This is a genomic window from Rhodococcus sp. NPDC057297 (assembly GCF_042667435.1).
GTDB lineage: Bacteria > Actinomycetota > Actinomycetes > Mycobacteriales > Mycobacteriaceae > Rhodococcoides.
In genome coordinates, this window is record NZ_JBHUZE010000002.1 from 157100 (window position 1) to 175472 (window position 18373).

Annotated in this window: 17 protein-coding genes and 1 pseudogene; 10 read left to right on the forward strand and 8 right to left on the reverse strand. The window is 64.6% G+C overall.

Annotated elements, in window-relative coordinates; translation table 11 throughout:
• From ACFULT_RS06640 to ACFULT_RS06650, 3 genes and pseudogenes are all read right to left on the reverse strand, one after another.
• Nucleotides 1-114 (reverse strand): annotated as a pseudogene (locus ACFULT_RS06640) (SDR family mycofactocin-dependent oxidoreductase); the annotation flags it as partial.
• Entirely contained in the window at nucleotides 111-941 is an 831-nt protein-coding gene (locus ACFULT_RS06645) for a mycofactocin-coupled SDR family oxidoreductase (RefSeq protein WP_378480979.1), read from the reverse strand. The pseudogene ACFULT_RS06640 and the gene ACFULT_RS06645, both read right to left, overlap by 4 nt.
• 277 nt (nucleotides 942-1218) lie before the next feature.
• The gene (locus ACFULT_RS06650; RefSeq protein WP_176459903.1) at nucleotides 1219-2337 is read right to left on the reverse strand and encodes an NAD(P)-binding domain-containing protein; all 1119 of its coding nucleotides are present in this window, start codon (nucleotides 2335-2337) and stop codon (nucleotides 1219-1221) included.
• A gap of 17 nt (nucleotides 2338-2354) precedes the next feature.
• On the opposite strand from ACFULT_RS06650, the gene ACFULT_RS06655 reads away from it, so the two are divergent.
• From ACFULT_RS06655 to ACFULT_RS06670, 4 genes are all read left to right on the forward strand, one after another.
• Nucleotides 2355-3086, forward strand: a complete 732-nt coding sequence (locus tag ACFULT_RS06655; protein WP_037103736.1) for an enoyl-CoA hydratase — start codon at nucleotides 2355-2357, stop codon at nucleotides 3084-3086.
• Nucleotides 3087-3099: 13 nt separating this feature from the next.
• Nucleotides 3100-4431, forward strand: a complete 1332-nt coding sequence (locus ACFULT_RS06660) for an ammonium transporter (RefSeq protein WP_094719441.1) — start codon at nucleotides 3100-3102, stop codon at nucleotides 4429-4431.
• A 185-nt stretch (nucleotides 4432-4616) separates the two neighbouring features.
• A complete protein-coding gene (locus tag ACFULT_RS06665; RefSeq protein ID WP_094719440.1) occupies nucleotides 4617-5285 on the forward strand; it encodes a hypothetical protein in 669 nt (222 codons plus the stop codon).
• Between the two features lie 46 nt (nucleotides 5286-5331).
• Entirely contained in the window at nucleotides 5332-5958 is a 627-nt protein-coding gene (locus tag ACFULT_RS06670; protein WP_094719439.1) for an FHA domain-containing protein, read from the forward strand.
• On the opposite strand, the gene ACFULT_RS06675 is transcribed toward ACFULT_RS06670, so the two are convergent.
• Nucleotides 5941-6888, reverse strand: a complete 948-nt coding sequence (locus ACFULT_RS06675) for an alpha/beta fold hydrolase (protein ID WP_037103746.1) — start codon at nucleotides 6886-6888, stop codon at nucleotides 5941-5943. The genes ACFULT_RS06670 and ACFULT_RS06675 overlap by 18 nt on opposite strands.
• Before the next feature lie 233 nt (nucleotides 6889-7121).
• Here ACFULT_RS06675 and shbA point away from each other — a divergent pair, with 233 nt between their 5' ends.
• The 4 genes from shbA to ACFULT_RS06695 all read left to right on the forward strand — a co-directional run bounded on the left by shbA (nucleotide 7122) and on the right by ACFULT_RS06695 (nucleotide 11704).
• A complete protein-coding gene (gene shbA / locus ACFULT_RS06680) occupies nucleotides 7122-7694 on the forward strand; it encodes an RNA polymerase sigma factor ShbA (protein WP_037103749.1) in 573 nt (190 codons plus the stop codon).
• Between the two features lie 28 nt (nucleotides 7695-7722).
• Nucleotides 7723-8679, forward strand: a complete 957-nt coding sequence (locus ACFULT_RS06685; protein ID WP_241483566.1) for a hypothetical protein — start codon at nucleotides 7723-7725, stop codon at nucleotides 8677-8679.
• Nucleotides 8676-9977, forward strand: a complete 1302-nt coding sequence (locus ACFULT_RS06690) for a methyltransferase family protein (RefSeq protein ID WP_378480980.1) — start codon at nucleotides 8676-8678, stop codon at nucleotides 9975-9977. The genes ACFULT_RS06685 and ACFULT_RS06690 overlap by 4 nt, the downstream gene beginning before the upstream one ends.
• Before the next feature lie 77 nt (nucleotides 9978-10054).
• Complete coding sequence (locus tag ACFULT_RS06695; RefSeq protein ID WP_037103755.1) at nucleotides 10055-11704, forward strand: cytosine permease; 1650 nt, start codon at nucleotides 10055-10057, stop codon at nucleotides 11702-11704.
• Between the two features lie 4 nt (nucleotides 11705-11708).
• Here ACFULT_RS06695 and ACFULT_RS06700 read toward each other — a convergent pair whose 3' ends face one another.
• Entirely contained in the window at nucleotides 11709-12509 is an 801-nt protein-coding gene (locus ACFULT_RS06700; RefSeq protein ID WP_037103758.1) for a crotonase/enoyl-CoA hydratase family protein, read from the reverse strand.
• A gap of 2 nt (nucleotides 12510-12511) precedes the next feature.
• Nucleotides 12512-13474, reverse strand: coding sequence for a hypothetical protein (locus ACFULT_RS06705; RefSeq protein WP_094719438.1), 963 nt, complete (start codon nucleotides 13472-13474; stop codon nucleotides 12512-12514).
• 95 nt (nucleotides 13475-13569) lie between these two features.
• Here ACFULT_RS06705 and ACFULT_RS06710 point away from each other — a divergent pair, with 95 nt between their 5' ends.
• Nucleotides 13570-14157 (forward strand): TetR/AcrR family transcriptional regulator, encoded by a 588-nt coding sequence (locus ACFULT_RS06710; RefSeq protein WP_037103764.1) that lies wholly within the window; start codon nucleotides 13570-13572, stop codon nucleotides 14155-14157.
• A gap of 85 nt (nucleotides 14158-14242) precedes the next feature.
• Here ACFULT_RS06710 and htpG read toward each other — a convergent pair whose 3' ends face one another.
• Nucleotides 14243-16168 carry a molecular chaperone HtpG gene (htpG, locus tag ACFULT_RS06715; protein ID WP_037103767.1) on the reverse strand — a complete coding sequence of 642 codons (1926 nt, stop codon included), beginning with the start codon at nucleotides 16166-16168 and terminating at the stop codon, nucleotides 14243-14245.
• Between the two features lie 44 nt (nucleotides 16169-16212).
• Entirely contained in the window at nucleotides 16213-17205 is a 993-nt protein-coding gene (locus ACFULT_RS06720) for an iron-siderophore ABC transporter substrate-binding protein (RefSeq protein ID WP_378480981.1), read from the reverse strand.
• A gap of 65 nt (nucleotides 17206-17270) precedes the next feature.
• Between ACFULT_RS06720 and ACFULT_RS06725 the strand changes: the two genes are divergently transcribed.
• A complete protein-coding gene (locus tag ACFULT_RS06725; protein WP_378480982.1) occupies nucleotides 17271-18371 on the forward strand; it encodes an MBL fold metallo-hydrolase in 1101 nt (366 codons plus the stop codon).
• The last annotated feature ends 2 nt before the right edge of the window (nucleotides 18372-18373 follow it).

An 18373-nucleotide genomic window follows, 5' to 3' on the forward strand; every position in this document is an offset into this window, starting at 1 on the left:
GTCGACGGCGATGATGTCTGCGCCTTCCTCGGCGAGCCGGAGTGCGTGGCTGCGGCCTTGGTTTCGTGCAGCTCCGGTGATGAAAGCGACCTTGCCTTCGAGTGTTCCGGTCATTTGATCACCGACCCGGCGTCGACGGGCAACTGGACGCCGGTGATGTAGCGAGCGTCGTCGGACACCAGGAAGGCGATGGCATTGGAGATGTCGACGGGTTCGACCCACTCGATCGGGAGTGCGTTGAGCGTTTTGAACGCGGCGCCCGCATCTTCTTTGGTGGGGTTCGGAGTGTCCGGCATGAACAGGTTGTACGTTTCGGAGTTGTGGATCATGTCGGTGTTCACCGAGGTGGGATGCACCGAGTTCACGCGAATGTCGAACGGTGCCAGTTCGTTTGCGAAGGTCTTGACCAGGCCTACCACTCCATGTTTGGCGGCGACGTAGTGCGCGAGGTTGGCCAGGCCCTTGATTCCGGCAGTGGAACTGGTCAGCACGATCGCGCCTCCGTTTCCGCCCGCCTTGAGGTGCGGCACGGCGGCACGGACGGTCTTGAACACGCCGGTGAGATTGATCGCGATCATCTCGTCCCAGACGTCGTCCGTCAGGTCTTCGAGCGGTGCGAACGTGGCGATGCCTGCATTTGCGAGAACGATGTCGAGACGGCCGAGTTCGGCCACGCCGTCGTCGACGGCCTTCGTGACCTGCGCAGTGTCACGGACATCGGCTTTGGTGGCGACGATCCGTCGATCCAAGGCTTCGACCTGGCGGACCGTCTCGGCGAGGTCCTCCTCGGTGGCGAGCGGATACCCGACGGAGCCGACCTGCTCGCAGATGTCGATCGCGATGATGTCGGCACCTTCCTGGGCCAGTCTCAGCGCGTGGCTTCTGCCCTGGCCGCGTGCGGCCCCGGTGATGAATGCAACTTTCCCGTCGAGCTTTCCCATGTGCGAACTTCCTTGTTCGTGTGAGGTGAAAACCTGTGCGAGCGCTGAACGTTCACGCACCGAGGCGGTACGTTCCGCGGCAGGACGCCCAAGATGGAGGGCATGCAAAGAAACCTATCCGACACTCAGTGCAGAAGTGGGCGATTTGCTTGAATTTTCTACGTGTAACCGGCGGTTTCGTGTAACAACCGGATCCGGAACATCACTACCGACCTCGAATTCGCACTTGTGCAGATCGAATCGGCAGAATCACCAGCACAAGTGCGAACTCGGCGACCTATCCGCTGCTGAGGGTGTCGAGGAGTTCGGTCACTGCGGCTCGGCCGGCGCGGTTGGCGCCGATGGTGCTGGCGGAGGGACCGTAGCCGAGGAGGTGGACGCGGTGGTTGGCTGCGACGCGGGTGGCGAGGCGTCCGTCCATGACGATGCCGCCGCCGTGGCCGCGGAGTCGCAGGGGTGCCAGATGGTCGAGTGCGCTGCGGAAGCCGGTGGCCCAGAGGATGACGTCGGCGTCGACGAAGGAGCCGTCGGCCCAGCGCACTCCGGCGGGTTCGATGGCGCTGAACATCGGTAGCCGGTGGAGGGCGCCGCGGTCGCGTGCTGCCTTCAGTCTGTCGGTCAGCAGGAGACCGGTGACGGAGACGACGGATCCCGGTGGCAGCCCGGCGCGGACGCGGTCTTCCACCATCGCGACGGCAGCGCGTCCTGCGTCGGGTCCGAAGTCGCTGTCGCGGAACTCGGGTTCGCGCCGGGTCACCCAGGTCGTGGAGGTGACGAGGGAGATCTCGTCGAGCAGTTGGACGGCGGAGATGCCGCCGCCGACGACAACGACGTGCTTGCCGGCGAACTCGTCGGCCGTGCGGTAGTCCTTGGTGTGGAGTTGGCGTCCGGTGAACGTCTCGGCGCCGGGGTAGCGGGGGACGAAGGGTTTCTCCCAGGTTCCGGTTGCGTTGATCAGCCCGCGAGCCGAGAGCACGATGTCCTCCGACTCGACTCGGAAACGAGGGTCGCGGTCGCAGACCACGGTGACGGTGACCGGTCGTCGAACCTGCAGGTCGAACTTCTCTTCGTAGACCTCGTAGTAGCGCGGAACGGCTTCGGCGGCGATCACTCCGTCCGGGTTTTCGTCGGTCAGTACCTCGGCGAACTCCATGCCTGGCAGGTCGTGAACTCGGTTGACGGTGCTGAGGGTCAGCGACGGCCACCGGTACTGCCATGCGCCCCCGGCGGCGGGAGATCTGTCGAGCATGACGAATCCTTCGCCGGCCGCCATGCCGGCTCGGCGGAGGTGATAGCCGGCGGACAGGCCCGCTTGGCCGGCTCCGATGACGGCCACATCTGTTTCGATCACGTTCACCAGTAGATCAGCCCGCAGTCGGCGCTCACATCTACCCATGAGTAACGTCTGATCTCATGATCGGACAGACTCGTGACGGAGATGTCGTCACCCTCGAGCTCCAACGCCCCGAGCGTCGCAACGCTCTGAACACCCAGCTGTGCGTGGCACTACGTGAGGGGATCGAGAAGGCCGTCGCCGACGATGCCCGCGTCATCGTCATCACCGGCCAGGGCACCAGCTTCTGTGCGGGTGCGGACCTGGACGGCGACGATTTCGCGAAGGCGTTTCCGGAGGCTCTCGAATCCCTGCTCAGAGCGGTCGACGGCGCACCCGTCCCCGTCATCGCAGCGATCAACGGACCGGCCGTCGGTGCGGGAACGCAGCTCGCGATCGCGAGTGATCTGCGAGTCGTGGCCGACGGTGCGTTCTTCGAGATCCCGTCGACGCGGCTCGGCATTGCCGTCAACAACTGGACGATCAAGCGGCTTGCGTCGCTCGCCGGCGGCAGCGTCGCCCGAACGATCCTGATGGGCGGCGAGCGGCTCGACGCCGACCGCGCCTACACCAGCGGTCTCGCGAACAAGCGCGGCGACCTCGCGGTGGCGATGGAGTGGGCGTCGGCGATCACCGAACTCGCGCCGCTGGCATTGAAGCACCTCAAGCTCGTCTTCAACGACGACGGCACGCACGACGAGCCGACGCGGGAACAGTGGGACGCGTTCGGTGCTGCGTGGACGAGCGAGGACATGAAGGAAGCGCGGCGCGCGCGCACCGAGAAGCGCAAGCCGAAATTCCAGGGCCGTTGAGGTGCCAGGGCCGGTGACACTCGGCGCACCCGACACGGGTGACACTGCCTGGCTGCTCGTTTGCACCGCGATGGTTCTGTTGATGACGCCGGGGCTCGCGTTCTTCTACGGCGGCATGGTGCGCGCCAAGAGTGTGCTGAACATGATGATGATGAGCCTGTCGGCCATCGCCGTCGTGTGGGTGCTGTGGTTGCTGTTCGGGTTCGGAATGGTGTTCGGTGACGGTGTGCTGGGCGGCTGGATCGGCAATCCGCTGCAGTTCGTCGGGCTCGGTGATCTGCTGGGCGGAACGTATTCCGGTGATGCCGTGTCGATTCCGCTCGTCGGGACCGTCCCTGGCTTGGTGTTCGCGGCGTTCCAGGCGGGGTTCGCGATGGTCACGGTCGCGCTCATCTCCGGCGCCGTCGCGGACAGGATGCGGTTCGTGCCATGGGTTCTGTTCGCAGGACTGTGGGCGACGCTCGTGTACTTCCCGGTGGCGCACTGGGTGTTCTCTCTCGACGGACTGGTCGCCGAGACCGGCGGGTGGATTTCGAACGCCCTGGGAGCGGTCGACTTCGCGGGAGGGACCGCCGTCGAGATCAACGCGGGTATGGCGGGTCTGGTTCTCGCACTCGTCGTCGGCAACCGTCGGGGATGGCCGCGAGAAGCGATGCGGCCGCACAATCTTCCCGCCGTCATGCTCGGTGCGGGGTTGCTGTGGTTCGGGTGGTTCGGCTTCAACGCAGGCTCGGCGCTGGCAGCGGACGGTGTCGCTGCCGTCGCGTTGGTCAACACGCTCGGGGCGGGCGCGATGTCCATGGCGGCGTGGCTCGTCGTCGAGAAGATCCGCGACGGCAAGGCCACCTCCTTCGGTGCTGCCTCAGGAGTCGTCGCGGGACTCGTGGCGATCACGCCGTCCTGTACGGCGGTGACGCCGATCGGTGCCGCGGGCATCGGTATCGCAGCGGGAGCATTGTGTGCGCTGGCAATCGGCCTGAAGTACCGCTTCGGCTACGACGATTCGCTCGATGTCGTCGGTGTGCACCTCGTCGGCGGAATCGTCGGCACTCTGATGATCGGATTGCTGGCGAGCGCAGACATGCCGGCAGGCGTCGACGGCCTGTTCTACGGCGGCGGACTGCATCAGCTGTGGGTTCAGTTCGTTGCGGTGGTCGCGGTGATGGCCTACACCGGCGTCGTGACCGCCCTGATTGCACTCGGAATCAAAGCCGTCATGGGTGTGCGTGCCGATGCCCAACACGAAGCCGACGGGTTGGACGAACACGAGCACGCGGAGTCGGCGTACGACTTCGCCGTCGGTCACGGTGGGTCCAATGGGCCGGGCTTGTTCGGCAAGAAATAGGATGGCGATTACCGGCCCTTGAATCTACGAAATCCGTTCTGTCCCTTTAAGGTAGAGCTGATCTACTGTTAACGCTATGGATGCGCTCCGTCTCTCTGCCGTCCAGTATGCGGACTCGCTCCGCGCCGTAGCTTTGCGCCGCACCCAGAAGGGGTGTGTGGAGCAGACATCGGAAGACGGGGAACATGAAGATCGGTAGATTCGCAGCAACGTCGGCATTGGTCATCGCCGCAATGACGACCGCAATGGGGACGTCCTACGCGGACCCGGCGCCCGCTCCCGCGCCCGTGGGGTGGAACGTCACCGCACAGGGGGATCAGGTGCTGGTCGACACCTCCGCAGGCACCCTGAGCAACGAGAACAATCACCTGGTCGTCCGCGACGCAGGCGGAGCCCTCGTCGATTCGGTGCCGCTGTCCATCGCGTTCGAGGGACTCGCGCACCCCGTTGCCGCGGAGATCGACGGCAACCACGCCGTGCTCACCGCCGACGCGTCGCCCGCGGCCGCGACGCCGGTGTCGACGCAGATTCCGGGCCTGCAGCAGGTCGACCTGCCCGCTGCAGTCGCAGGAGTCAAGGACAACCTGAGCCTGTCGGCGTCCGTCGGTGGATTCCTCGGTGCAGCAACGGGACTCGTCGGTGGCTGCCTGCTCGGCGCAGTCGCCGTCGGCGTCGTCTCGGCACCCGCAGCTCTGCTCTTCGGCGCAGGACCGCTTGCGGGGTGCATCGGCGGAGCACTGCTGCTCGGCTCCACGGCATCGCTCGCCGGAACGGCCATCGGCGGTCTGTCCGCACTCGCCAGCAACGCGGGACCGTTCATCACGCTGCTGAACGCACCGCCCGTCAAGAAGTAACTCCTGCGTCTTGCTCCGGCCCACCGGGCCGGAGCAGGATGTAGCGGTGAATCCTGGGGAGCAGGACGGTGCACGCCTTCGATACGACGCCGACGACGGAACACGTCGGGACGTCGCGCTGACGCCGGAACTCGGCAGGCTGACGCTCGGACGGTCCGTACAGGCGGACGTGTCCTTCCCCGACGACCACGAGGTCTCTCGCCTGCATGCGACGGTCGAGTGGATGGGCGGCCACTGGACCATCGTCGACGACGGGCTTTCGCGCAACGGCACCTTCGTCGGCGGAGACCGGTTGGCAGGGCGGCGGCGGCTCCGACACGGCGACACCATCCGCATCGGCACGTCGCTGCTGACCTTCCACGACTTCTCCGGCGTCGGCGACGAGGCCACGCGCATCGCATCCGACATGCCCAGTACTCGGTCACTCACCGAGACGCAACGGGCTGTCCTCGTCGCACTGTGCAGGCCGTACAAGCACAACGCGACCTTCGCGAACCCGTCGTCGAACCAGGAGATCGCGTCGGAGATATTCCTGAGCGTCGACGCCGTCAAGACGCATCTGAGGGTGCTGTTCGCCAAGTTCGGCGTGGAGGACTTACCCCAGAATCAGAAGCGCGTCCGGCTGGCCGAACGCGCCATGCACAGCGGGGTCATCTCACAACGCGACCTCTAGGACGCGCCTAGCCCCATCGCGACGCGAGGCCGGGTCCGCTTGCGCGACGAGCGTGGCCACGGCGTCGGCGACCTCACCGGCACGTTCCAGGATGACCATGTGACCGGCCTTCTCCACGGTCACCATCCGCGCCGCGGGCAGGAAGTCGGCGATGACGCGAGAATGGCGTATCGGCGTCATCAGGTCGTCGGACCCGCACAGGACCAGCGTCGGGACCACGGCGAGAGCCGGCAGGTTCTCCGATTCGTCGAATTCGTGCAGCGATCCGAGGAATCCCGCCATGGTCACCACCGACGTTTCGTTCAACATCGCCGACGCCAAGGCGACCACCCGCGGGCTGACCCGTCGCGATCCGCAGCCTGCTGCCCGCACGATGGGCGCGCAGATTCCCCTGCTCAGGCGCTTCGACGCGGCCATGGCGCTCGGTGCGCGTCGGACAGCGGTGCGGAACATCGACACGACGGGGTGGGCGAGACAGGCACCGAGGCCCTCCTCGGCGATGCCGTTCGCGGCGGAGGCGATCAAACCGACGCCGACGAGGCGACTGCCCAGCTCGGCGAGGTGCTGGCGGGCGTAGGACATCGCTGTCATTCCGCCCATCGAATGGCCGATCACGACGTATCGGCCGGTGGGCACCATCGCCCGAATCACGGCGCCGAGGTCGCGTCCGAGTTGTTCGATCGTGTACGTCGACGCATCGGCAGCCGCCGACGAGCCATGCCCACGGTGGTCGTAGAACACCATCCGCACTTCGTCGGCCCAGGTCTTCCGCAGCTGGTCGCGGACGTCGAACCACGATTCTTTCGCGAGACAGTGGCCGTGAACGAACACCACGGTGAGCGGTGCATCGCGGCGGCCGGTCTCGTACACCGAGAGCGCAGTGCCGTCGTCCGTCACGACGGTGCTTCGTCCGTACGTTCGTTCGCTCATGTTGGTCTCCGTTTCCGGCCGCTGTGTAGGGCTATTCGCCGACGCGTGACGTGCTGTTACTTCCTTGTTCATCGTGCGTTTCTCCACGCGGAAACACAGCAACCCGGAGAGGTGAGCAGCTGACCCTCAGGGATGGGCTCTCCTCACCCTGGGGTGGGTATCGACCAAGCCGCATCCGCCGCAGGATCGAACTACACACAAGGCGCTTCGGTGAGTCAGGGAGGACTTCGACGATGACGAACGACATCGTGGACATGCTCGAATCGCGGGTTCCGCTGGCGGTCGGCGGCGATCGACGAGCCCTCGAGGATGTCATTGCGCTGGTCAGGCCCAGGCTTGCTCGTTACTGTGCAACACGTTTGGGGAATCTGGATGTGGCGGCGGACGACGTGGTGCAAGATGTGTGTCTGGCATTGGTGACGGCAATTCCCAAGTACCGCGACATGGGCAAGCCGTTCATGGCCTTCGTCTACGGCATCGCTGCGCACAAACTTGCCGACGCCGGCCGCAAAGCCACTCTGCGACGGTCGTATTCGCTGGACTCGGTGCTCGACGAGCCGTCCACCGACGACACGCCGGAAGAGCATGCGATCGAAGGCGAATTCCGCAGCGAAGCAATGGCATTGATGGCAACGCTGCCTCCCCGTCACCGCAAGATCATTCTGATGCGGGTGGTGTGGGGCATGACCGCTCCACAAACCGGTCGAGCGCTCGGTATGAGCGCCGGTGCGGTACGCGTTGCCCAGCACCGGGCCATGAATCAACTTCGAGCTGAAATGGCGAACTTCGTACTGCTCAGTGCGTGACGGTCTTCCGTATGGTTGCCTACTGGGCATGACACAGGGGGACGAAGTACGGAAACGTCGACCGACACCGGCGCAATACGTGGTGGCAGGCAGTGTCGTCGCCTTCGCTGTCGCGGTCTTTCTGCGGCATGCGCTGACCGAGACAGGCGCTGCTCAGACTGCGGCGTTCTACGTCGGCATTCCTGCGGTGGTAGCGGTCATCGTGGTGTTGTCCGCTCCGAGTCGAAGCGCCGTCGGCATCACGATGAAGGTCATCACCGTCCTGCTTCTGATGTCGATGATGCTGCTGGGTGAGGGCTTCATCTGCGTCATCTTCGCGGCCCCGATCTTCTACCTGATCGGCGGACTCGTCGCCATCGTCGTCGAGAAGATCGCCAAGTCCGGGCCGGGAGAGGGCAAGGTGCACGCGGTTGCCGTCCCCGCGCTCGTCCTCGTCGCCGTCGCAGCGTCGGAGGGTATCGTGCCCGCGACGACGTTCGACGGTGCGACCACGGTGTCCGCATCTCGAATCCTGAACGCAGACGTGCCCGACGTCGTCGCAGCGTGGGAGCGACCACTGGACTTCGGTGGGACACCCCTCCCGGGAGTTCTGTCGTGGGGTTTTCCGGAGCCGCTCGCGGACAGTGGTGGATCGCTCGAGGTGGGTGCTCGTCGAACCGTCACGTTCACCGGAGCGCACCACCGGCCATTGCTGGTGTCCGAGCACCACTGGGGCGAGCACACGACCGAGCTCACCTTCGAGGTCGTGTCGCGCACATACGATTCCGCGCGCCTCGCGGTCGTCGGTGACACCACGCCCATCTCGTCGTGGCTGACGTGGAATGTCGCCGACATTACCTGGAGCGCAGTGGATTCGACGCACACTGCGGTGGATCTGGAGCTTTCCTACACGCGTGAGCTGGCGCCCGCGTGGTACTTCGGTCCCATCGAGGAGTACGTCACCGAACGCGCCGCGGGGTGGCTGCTGGACAGCCTGAACCAGTGAACATCGACACCGGTCTGTCAGTGGCTGCGCTGCGTTCCTGCGCAGTACTGCTGCCGGTGCTGCTGGTCGGTGCGTTCTGGGTGGCCTCGTCCGCACGGGTTCGCGGCGCCGCGTTTCTCGCGATGCTCTGGAACTTCATGGCGCTGCTTCTCGTGAACGCGGTTGCTGTGCAGATCGGGTGGTGGAGCTTCGGGACCACGGGCACCATGTGGTCGTCGGTTCCCGTCGACGTCGTGCTCGGGTGGTCCGCTTTGTGGGGTGCGTTACCGATCCTCCTGGCGCGGTGGGTGAATGCGGCGGTAACCGTCGGCGTCCTGATCGTCGCGGACGTACTGGCCATGGGGAGTCTGCGCCCGCTGGTGATGCTCGAACAGGCATGGTGGTGGGGTGAAGTCCTCGCGGTGGTGATCGCGCTCCTTCCCGGACTGCTGCTCGGAATGCTGACGACGAACGAGCGGGCGCTCAGGACGCGCGCGGGCATGCAGGTCGTGCTGTTCGGGACTGTTCTCGTGTTCGGCCTTCCGACAGTGTCTTTCGAACTCTCCCGAAGCGTCGGATGGTCCGAGTCCGGATGGTCGACCATCGGGAACCGGGTTGCAGCGGACAGTGGTGGTCTGGTCGATTCCCTGCTGCTTCAACTTGCCCTCGTCGTCGTCGTGATCGCCCTGCGCGCGGTCGCCGATTTCGCGGTGATCGGCGGCGGCACGCCGTTCCCGTGGGACCCGCCGGTTCGAATGGTCACGACTGGGCCCTACGCCTACGTTGCGAATCCGATGCAGGCGTCGGCCGTTGTGCTTCTGCTGATCCTCGCGGGTCTCTTTCGTGAGCCGTTTCTCGCTGCGGCGGCTGTGCTTGCGGGCGCGTTCGGTGCCGGCCTCGCCGCGTGGCACGAGAAGGAGGACCTCGTGTCGAGGTTCGGGTCGGACTGGGCCGAGTATCGACGATGCACGAGGGACTGGATGCCCCGGTGGACACCCACCCGCATTTCGTCGGCGACGCTCTTCGCGTCGGTGACGTGCGACCCGTGCTCCACCGTCGGACCGTGGTTCGCTCGTCGACGTCCGGTGGCGCTTCGGATCGCGGCCGCCGAGGATCATTCGGAGACCCTGACACGCGTGCGCTACGAGGGAGCGGAGACGCTGACCGGGACCAGAGCGATCGCGGCAGCGCTCGAACACGTCTCGTTGGGATGGGCAGTGCTGGGCTGGATTCTGCGCGCGCCGATCCTCGGGTGGTTCCTGCAGATGCTCGTCGACGCTGCCGGGGGAGCCCCGCGCACCGTCAAGGTGCCCGATTAGTCAGGTTTGCGGCTCTACGTAACAGCATCTGTACTTCGCGTGACGTGGGCGACACGTAGCGCTTCTACCTTCCTTGCATGACCGCTGTGCAGCCTGCGCCGACAGATTCGGCACTGAAGGAAACGCTGGAGGACTACACGCTGCGCTTTGCGCCGCGTAGCTACCGCAAGTGGGGGACCGGTGTCGTCGCCACGTCCGCACTGGGCGGCATCGCGTACCTCGCCGACTTCGCGATCGGCGCGAACATCGGAATCTCCTACGGAACCGGAAACGCGCTGTGGGGAATCCTGGTGTTCGCCGTCGTCATCTTCCTGACGGGTCTGCCGCTCGCCTACTATGCAGCGCGATACAACATCGACCTCGATTTGATCACGCGCGGAAGTGGCTTCGGGTACTACGGGTCCGTCGTCACCAACGTCATCTTCGCGACGTTCACCTTCATCTTCTTCGCGCTCGAGGGTTCCATCATGGCGCAGGGCCTCGAGCTCGGCCTGAGCATCCCGCTGCCCATCGGATACGCCGTGTCGACATTGATGGTGATTCCGCTGGTCATCTACGGCATGAAAGCGCTTGCAAAACTTCAGGTCTGGACGACGCCGCTCTGGCTTGTCCTGATGGTGTTGCCGTTCGTCTACCTCGTCGTCAGCCACCCTGATTCCGTCGGTGAGTTCTTCGCGTTCGGTGGCCAGGACGGCGCGGACGGCAAGGGCGTCAACTTCGGTTCGGTCATGCTCGCGGCAGGAGTGTGCTTGTCTCTCATCGCGCAGATCGCCGAGCAGATCGACTACCTGCGTTTCATGCCGCCCAAGACGCCCGAGAATTCTCGCCGCTGGTGGACTGCAGTGCTTCTCGCCGGGCCGGGTTGGGTCATCTTCGGCGCTCTCAAACAGGTCGTCGGACTGTTCCTCGCCGTCTACCTCATCGCGAACGTCGCCGACGGCGCATCGATCGCCAACGAACCGGTGCATCAGTTCCTGGAGATCTACGAGAACTTCATGCCCGGATGGCTCGCCATGACCCTTGCAGTCATCCTCGTGGTCATCAGCCAGATCAAGATCAACGTCACCAATGCGTACTCAGGATCGCTTGCGTGGACCAACTCCTACACGCGCATCACCAAGACGTACCCGGGCCGAATGGTGTTCGTGCTGTTCAACCTTGCGATCGCGCTGATTCTCATGGAAGCCAACATGTTCAGCTTCCTCAACGACATCCTGGGCTTCTACGCCAATTGCGGTATCGCGTGGATCGCGGTCGTCGCCTCGGACATCGTGTTCAACAAGTACATCCTGAAGCTCTCGCCCAAGGTGCCGGAGTTCCGCCGCGGCATGCTGTACAACTTCAACCCGGTCGGATTCGTATCCATGCTCGTTGCGGCAGGATTGTCCATCCTCGTGTTCTTCGGTGTCTTCGGTGACGCGATCAAGCCGTATTCGCCGATGGTCGCGCTGGTCCTCGCGATTGTTCTACCGCCGATCATCGCGGTCGCAACCAAGGGCAAATACTACCTGCGGCGCGTCGACGACGGTATCGACCTGCCGATGTTCGACGAGCACGGGAATCCGTCGGACGAGACCCTGCTGTGTCATGTGTCCGGCATGGAGTTCGAGCGGCCGGACATGATCCGCTCCAACAAGGTCGGACCGGAGGGCGAGATTCTCTACATCAGTTCGCTGTCGCTCAGCACCGACAAAACGGGCGAACACATTCTGCCGGAACAGAAGTGAGCGCTCAGTGGCCCGAGAATTTCGGGTCACGTCGACTGAGCATTGCGTCGACTGCCTCCTCGTGGTCGGCAGTCGTGTGGGCGATGGCCTGATACGCGGCGGACAGCTCCAGTAGGGACTCCAGGCTCTGGTGCTGACCTTCGCGCAGTAACTTCTTGGTCATGCGCAGTACCTGAGGGGGATTGGCGGCGACGCGCTCTGCCAGCGTGTGGGCGGCGTCGAGTAGGTCACCAGGCTCGACGACCTGCGACACCAAACCCCATTCGAGAGCGGTGGCAGCGTCGATCGCCTCGCCGGTGAACGCCATCTCGCTGGCACGCGCCATACCGATGGCGCGCGGAAGAAGCCAGGCTCCGCCGTCGCCGGGGATGATGCCCACCTTGACGAAGCTTTCGGCGAACTTCGCCGTCGTGGAGGCAACGCGGAGATCGCACATCAGCGCCAGATCACACCCAGCGCCGATCGCAGCGCCGTTGACTGCGGCGATCGTCGGGATCTCGCAGTGATACAACGCTTTCGGGATGCGCTGGATGCCGTGTCGGTAGCCTTGTCTCAGCTCGGCCGGGCTGCCGCCGAACATTCCTTGCTTGTCTCGCATGTGCTTGACGTTGCCGCCGGAGGAGAACGCGGAACCTGCGCCGGTGAGAATCGCGACCCGAACGCTCGGGTCGCGATTCGCCTCGGAGACGGCGTCCTCGATCGCCGCCACGGTCTCGATCTCGGAGATCGGATTGCGGGACTCGGGGTTGTTCAGCGTCCAGACGACGACGTCGCCCCGGCGCTCGATCAAGAGTGGTTCGGTCATACCTACAGTGCAACACGCTCCGGTTCCGTCTCCGACGAGGCGCGCACCGTGCTTGCGCCCGCGGTCTTGATCTTTCGGTGCCCGACCGCAGTGAACGCGAGTCCCGCGACGATCCACGCGATCAGTACCAGCCATGGCTGGGCGGTCGACGCGTCGGGGAAGTACGACAGGGTGCGAAGCAGGGTCGATCCGGCTCCCGGTGGGAAGAACTGTCCGATGGTCCCCCACGCCCCGGGTAGGAATTGCGAGGGGGCTGCCGCTCCGGAGATCGGGTTGCCGATGAACATCATCAGCACTGCCGCGATCCCGATTCCGGCTGGGCCGACGATCGATGTCAAGCCGACGATGAGCGCGGTGATCGCCAGAATTGCCGCGGTCACTGCCGCGACGTTCACGACGATCGCGCCCTGCAGGATCCCGAACCAGCCCTGCGTGACGGCGACGACGACGATGCCGGCCGCCACGCCGTAGACCACAGTGGACAGAAGTCGACGTGAGGTGCCTCGAACCAGCATCGAGATGATCACCCCGCCGATGATTCCGCCGATGACGAGCGGGAAGGACATCCCGGACAGGCCGGCCCCTCGAGCGTCGGAGCTCGAGAAGGGTACGACGTCGACGGCGGTGGTGTTCATCTGTGCGGCGATCTGACCGAACATCTGACTGACAGCCGTGCCGTTCGCCGATGCGGTCAACACTTCTGGCTGTTGGCCGATGACGACGGCGCCGTAGACCTCGCGTGTTTCGATCGCCCTGATGGCGGCTTCACGGGTAGCGGCGGTCGATACCTCGAATTGGCCGGCGAGCTGGTCGGTGACGGCCGGGTTGTCTCCGACAACCGCAATGGGAATTCCCTGCACCGTCGAGGTGACGGACGGCCACAGAAATGCCAGAACGACGACCGTGAGTGCCGCCGCCGCACCGAGTGCGACGACGACGGCTCGCGGCCAGGCGGTGATCTTCATGCGTGGTCTCCTCTTCGAAAACGAATAATCGTTCTTTATCTTGGGTGGCAGTCACGAGCTTGTCAAGAACGAGTGTTCGTTTTTAATATGGCGTAGTGCCCAAAGTGAGCGAGAGTCATCGCGAGGAACAGAAACGCCGGATCATCGGCGCGGCTATGGCGTGCTTTGCTCGATCGGGCTTCGAGGGAACGTCGATGGCTGACATCATCACCGAATCCGGAATGTCCGCCGGCGCGATCTACAGCTATTTCAAGAACAAGCAGGATCTGATCCTGCACGTCACTCGCGACGTGCTGAAGAGCCGAGCCGAGGACCTCGACGGACTGGAGAAGCAGGATCCACTGCCTCCGCCCGCGGCGGTGATCCGCCTGTTCCTGGCCGGCATGACGAAGGACGTGGGCAATCCGAGCATTCTGGTGCAGATTTGGGCTGCGGCCGCCGGTGAGGCCGACGAGTCCACGTCGGTGGAGTCGGTTGTCACGGAACTGCGGGCCCTGTACGAGGGCTACCTACGAGTCTGGTTCAGACGCAACGGAGCAAGCGGCTCCGATGCCGATGCGCGGGCGCAGTCGATGGCTCCGTTGGTGGTCGGCCTGTGTCAGGGGTTCATCCTGCAGTCGGCTTTGGTACCCGACTTCGATCCGGAAGGGTATCTGAACGCCCTGGATCAGCTTTCCTTGTGAGCGGAAATGTAGCGTTCCCTGGTCGCTCCGCAGGCTCCGCTCCTGACCCAGGGCCTACATTTCCGCTCACGTGCGGCGGAGCCGCCTAGACGGTTCTGGTCAACCGATCCGCCAGCAGACGAGAGAACTTCGCCGGATCCTTCAACTCGGTGCCTTCGGCGAGAAGTGCCGTCGCGTAGAGCAATTCGGCGGTCTCGGCGAGGGACGCGTCATCGCTGCGCTCCTCGCGTGCCTTCTTGAGCCCCGTCACCAAATCGTGCGTCGGGTTGAGTTCGAGGATGCGCTTGGAGGTCGGAACGAACTGTCCCGACGCCTTGTACATCTTCTCGAGCTGTGGCGAGAAGCTGAATTCGTCACCGACGACGCATGCGGGGGAGGTGGTCAGGCGGGTCGAGAGGCGAACCTCCTTGACGTCCTCGGACAAGGTCTCGGTGAGCCACTTCAGCAGCTCCTCGAATTCCTTGTCCTGCTCCTCGCGCTTGGCCTCGGCGTCCTTCTTCTCCTCCTCCGTGTCGAGATCGACCTCGCCCTTGGAGATGGACTGGAAGGACTTGCCGTCGAACTCGGGGACGTTGCCGACCCACACCTCGTCGACGGAGTCGGTCAGCAGCAGCACCTCGATGCCGCGAGCCTTGAACGCCTCCATGTGCGGCGAGCTCTCGATCTGCTGACGGGATTCGCCCGTCATGTAGTAGATCTGCTCCTGTCCGCCCTTCATCCGGTCGACGTACTCGGCGAGGGTGGTCAGACCCTCCTCGGAGTTGGTGGACGCGAACGACGACACCGACAGCAGCGTCTCGCGGTTGTCGGCGTCGGAGATGAGGCCTTCCTTGAGCGCGCGACCGAACTGCGACCAGAACGTCTGGTACTTCTCGGCGTTCTCGCTCTGCATCTCCTTGACGGTGGAGAGGACCTTGCGCGTCAGGCGACGACGGATCGCGCGGATCTGGCGGTCCTGCTGCAAGATTTCACGAGAGACGTTGAGTGAGAGGTCCTGTGCGTCGACTACACCCTTGACGAAGCGCAGGTACTCCGGCAGCAGCTCCTCCGAGTCGTCCATGATGAACACGCGCTTGACGTACAGGTGCACGCCCGACTTGCCCTCGCGCATGAACAGATCGAACGGTGCCTGCGACGGAATGAACAGCAGCGCTTGGTATTCGAACGTGCCCTCGGCCTTGAACGGGATGACCTCGAGCGGCTCGTCCCAGGCGTGCGAGACGTGCTTGTAGAACTCCTTGTATTCCTCGTCGGACACTTCGTCCTTCGGGCGAGTCCACAGAGCCTTCTGGGAGTTGATCGTCTGCGTCTCGATTTCGACGGTGTCCTCGGCGCCCTCTTCGGTTGCCTTGACCGTCTTCTCGACGTCGATGCGGATCGGCCACGCGATGAAGTCCGAGTACTTCTTGACGAGCTGTTTGATCTTCGATTCCGACGCGTAGTCGTAGAGGTGATCCTCTTCGTCGGTCGGCTTGAGGTGCAGCGTGATCGAGCTGCCCTGCGGTGCGCCGTCGACGTCGGAGATCTCGTAGGTGCCCTCGCCGGTCGACTCCCAGCGGGTGGCGCTGGTTTCGCCGGCCTTGCGGGTCAGCAGCGTGACCTTCTCCGCGACCATGAACGTCGAGTAGAAGCCGATGCCGAACTGGCCGATCAACTCCTCCGACGCCGCGGCGTCCTTGGCTTCCTTGAGCTTCTTGCGTACCTCGGCGGTGCCGGACTTGGCGAGCGTGCCGATGAGGTCGATGACCTCGTCACGCGTCATGCCGATGCCGTTGTCACGGATCGTGAGCGTCCGGGCCTCTTTGTCGATGTCCAACTCGATGTGGAGATCGGAGGTGTCGACGTCGAGGTCCTTGTTGCGGTAGGACTCGAGCCGCAGCTTGTCGAGGGCGTCGGATGCGTTGGAGATCAGCTCCCTGAGGAAGCTGTCCTTGTTGGAGTAGATGGAGTGAACCATCAGGTCCAAGAGCTGGCGCGTCTCGGCCTGAAATTCCCGCTGTTCGGTGGTCATGAGTGTGTGCGATCTCCTTCTAGAGCAAAACCGTCGCGAGCATTCTACTTACGAGCCGCATCGCCGAGTTGCGGGACTATTTCTTTCAACGCCCAATCCAGACTGAGCGGCGACGGGAACGCGATCGATTGTGCCTGCGTGGGCGAGAGAGGCACGAACGCACCCCGTCGAACGGCGGACAGGGACTGAACGGCGGGCTGGGCGGCGAGTTCGTCGACCGAACCTGGCAGACCGGTCGCGATGATGACGTCCGCGTCCGTCTCCGACAGGTAGTCGTAGCTGATCTGCGCACGGCCCGGGATGGTGCTGACGGGTTGGGCGGTGGCGAACTCCGTCGGGGCCATGCCGAGCTGTCCCAGCAAGCTGGCGCCCGCGTCGTCCGACGAGTTGACGATGTAGACCGCGCCGTCGCTCGGCCCGACGAAGAACGTGAAGGTCTTTCCGTCCAGCTCGGGGAATTGCGCGGCCGCGTCGGCGATGCGGGCCTCGGTGTCGGCGATCACCTGCTCGCCCTTCTCGGGAACCCCCAGCGCCGACGCCACCGTCGCGGTCGCGCTCTGCCACGTTTCCGACGACGGGGTGTCGGCGAAATGGACGACCGGCGCGATCTCCGTCAGCTGGTCGTACGCGCGCGCCAGGGTGAAGGACTTGGTGGCGACGATCAGATCGGGTTGCAGCGCGGCGATCTCCTCGATGGGGATCGTGGCTCCGCTCGCTTCCCACACGGGAGGGGTCTGCGGCACTGCGTTCTCGAACCACGGTTGATAGCCGGAGTCCGTTTGAGCCTTCGCCACGGAAATCGGCGTTACGCCAAGGGAGAACACGATGTCCGCGTCGGTCCACGTCAAGGCAACGACGCGTTCGGGCTTGTCCGGCACGTCGGCGGTGCCCAGGGCGCCGGCAACCGAGACCGGAAAAGCGCTGTTCGACGCCGTTTCCAGGGCCGGTTCGCCATCGTCGGCCGAGGAGCATGCGACGAGAGTCAGGGCTGCGGTGGCGGTGACCAGCGTCATGGCCAGTGTGCGTCCGAAAGGCATGAGGTGAGGCTAGCCAATGACTGCGTGTCCTGTTCGCCGGGTTCGGCTCACCTATCCTCGCGGGGGTGACGAAACAGCGGATCGTGCCGATCGCCCTCGGCATCGCAGGTGCAGCGTGGGTGGCCCGAGCAGCGTGGGGACTCCCGGCCCAGATCGGTGCGACGACAGGCAAGATCGCGCCCTATGCGGCAGGATCGGCTCGCTACCGCGACCGCCGATTCCACAACACCGAACCCAGCTCCAGCTTCTCCGGCGGTGGCGACGAGTCGATTCTGGTGTCCTTCCTCAGGCGCCGCGCGCAGGGGAAGCCGCAGCAACCGATTCCCCTCGCGCCCCAGGTCGCTCCCGTCGACGCCGGCGAGATCGCCGTCACCTGGTACGGACACTCGTCCGTGCTGGTCGAACTGGACGGCAAGCGCATCCTCGCCGACCCGGTGTGGAGCAACCGAGTGTCGCCATCTCGCACCGTCGGGCCGTCGCGGCTGCATCCGACGCCGGTTGCCCTCGACGCGCTGCCCGCCGTCGATGCGATCGTCATCTCCCACGACCACTACGACCACCTCGACAAGGCGACCATCGTGCGTCTCGCTAGCCTGCAGACGGCGCCGTTCGTCGTTCCGCTGGGCATCGGAGCACACCTTCGCCACTGGCGCATCCCGGAGGACCGGATCGTCGAATTGGACTGGGACGACCAGACCGAGGTCGCCGGCATCACGATCACCTGCACCGAAGCCAGGCATTTCTCGGGCCGAGGACTCAAGCGCGATCTGACGCAGTGGGCGTCCTGGGCGTTCGCGGGCCCGAAGCATCGAGTGTTCTTCGGCGGCGACACCGGTTACACGGTCAAGTTCGCGGAGATCGGCGCCAAGTACGGCCCGTTCGACCTGACGTTGCTGCCTGTCGGTGCCTACGACCCACGCTGGGCGGACATCCACATGAACCCGGAAGAAGCCGTGCGGGCACACGGAGACCTGGGCGGAGATGTGCTTGTTCCGGTGCATTGGGCGACGTTCAATCTGGCGTTCCATCCGTGGTCGGAACCCATCGTTCGGCTGAAGGCCGCAGCCGACAGCGTCGGTGTCCCCACCGTCGTCCCGATGCCGGGCCAGAGGATCGATGCATCGAGGGGGTCACAGGACGATCGGTGGTGGGCGAGGCTCGGTTGACC

Excerpts from the sequence above, each read along its gene's own strand:
- ACFULT_RS06645 (WP_378480979.1), bottom strand. The coding sequence starts at position 941 with ATGGGAAAGCTCGACGGGAAAGTTGCATTCATCACCGGGGCCGCACGC.
- ACFULT_RS06650 (WP_176459903.1), bottom strand. The coding sequence starts at position 2,337 with ATGGGTAGATGTGAGCGCCGACTGCGGGCTGATCTACTGGTGAACGTG.
- ACFULT_RS06655 (WP_037103736.1), top strand. The coding sequence starts at position 2,355 with ATGATCGGACAGACTCGTGACGGAGATGTCGTCACCCTCGAGCTCCAA.
- ACFULT_RS06665 (WP_094719440.1), top strand. The coding sequence starts at position 4,617 with ATGAAGATCGGTAGATTCGCAGCAACGTCGGCATTGGTCATCGCCGCA.
- ACFULT_RS06675 (WP_037103746.1), bottom strand. The coding sequence starts at position 6,888 with ATGAGCGAACGAACGTACGGACGAAGCACCGTCGTGACGGACGACGGC.
- shbA (WP_037103749.1), top strand. The coding sequence starts at position 7,122 with ATGACGAACGACATCGTGGACATGCTCGAATCGCGGGTTCCGCTGGCG.
- ACFULT_RS06685 (WP_241483566.1), top strand. The coding sequence starts at position 7,723 with ATGACACAGGGGGACGAAGTACGGAAACGTCGACCGACACCGGCGCAA.
- ACFULT_RS06695 (WP_037103755.1), top strand. The coding sequence starts at position 10,055 with ATGACCGCTGTGCAGCCTGCGCCGACAGATTCGGCACTGAAGGAAACG.
- ACFULT_RS06700 (WP_037103758.1), bottom strand. The coding sequence starts at position 12,509 with ATGACCGAACCACTCTTGATCGAGCGCCGGGGCGACGTCGTCGTCTGG.
- ACFULT_RS06705 (WP_094719438.1), bottom strand. The coding sequence starts at position 13,474 with ATGAAGATCACCGCCTGGCCGCGAGCCGTCGTCGTCGCACTCGGTGCG.
- htpG (WP_037103767.1), bottom strand. The coding sequence starts at position 16,168 with ATGACCACCGAACAGCGGGAATTTCAGGCCGAGACGCGCCAGCTCTTG.
- ACFULT_RS06720 (WP_378480981.1), bottom strand. The coding sequence starts at position 17,205 with ATGCCTTTCGGACGCACACTGGCCATGACGCTGGTCACCGCCACCGCA.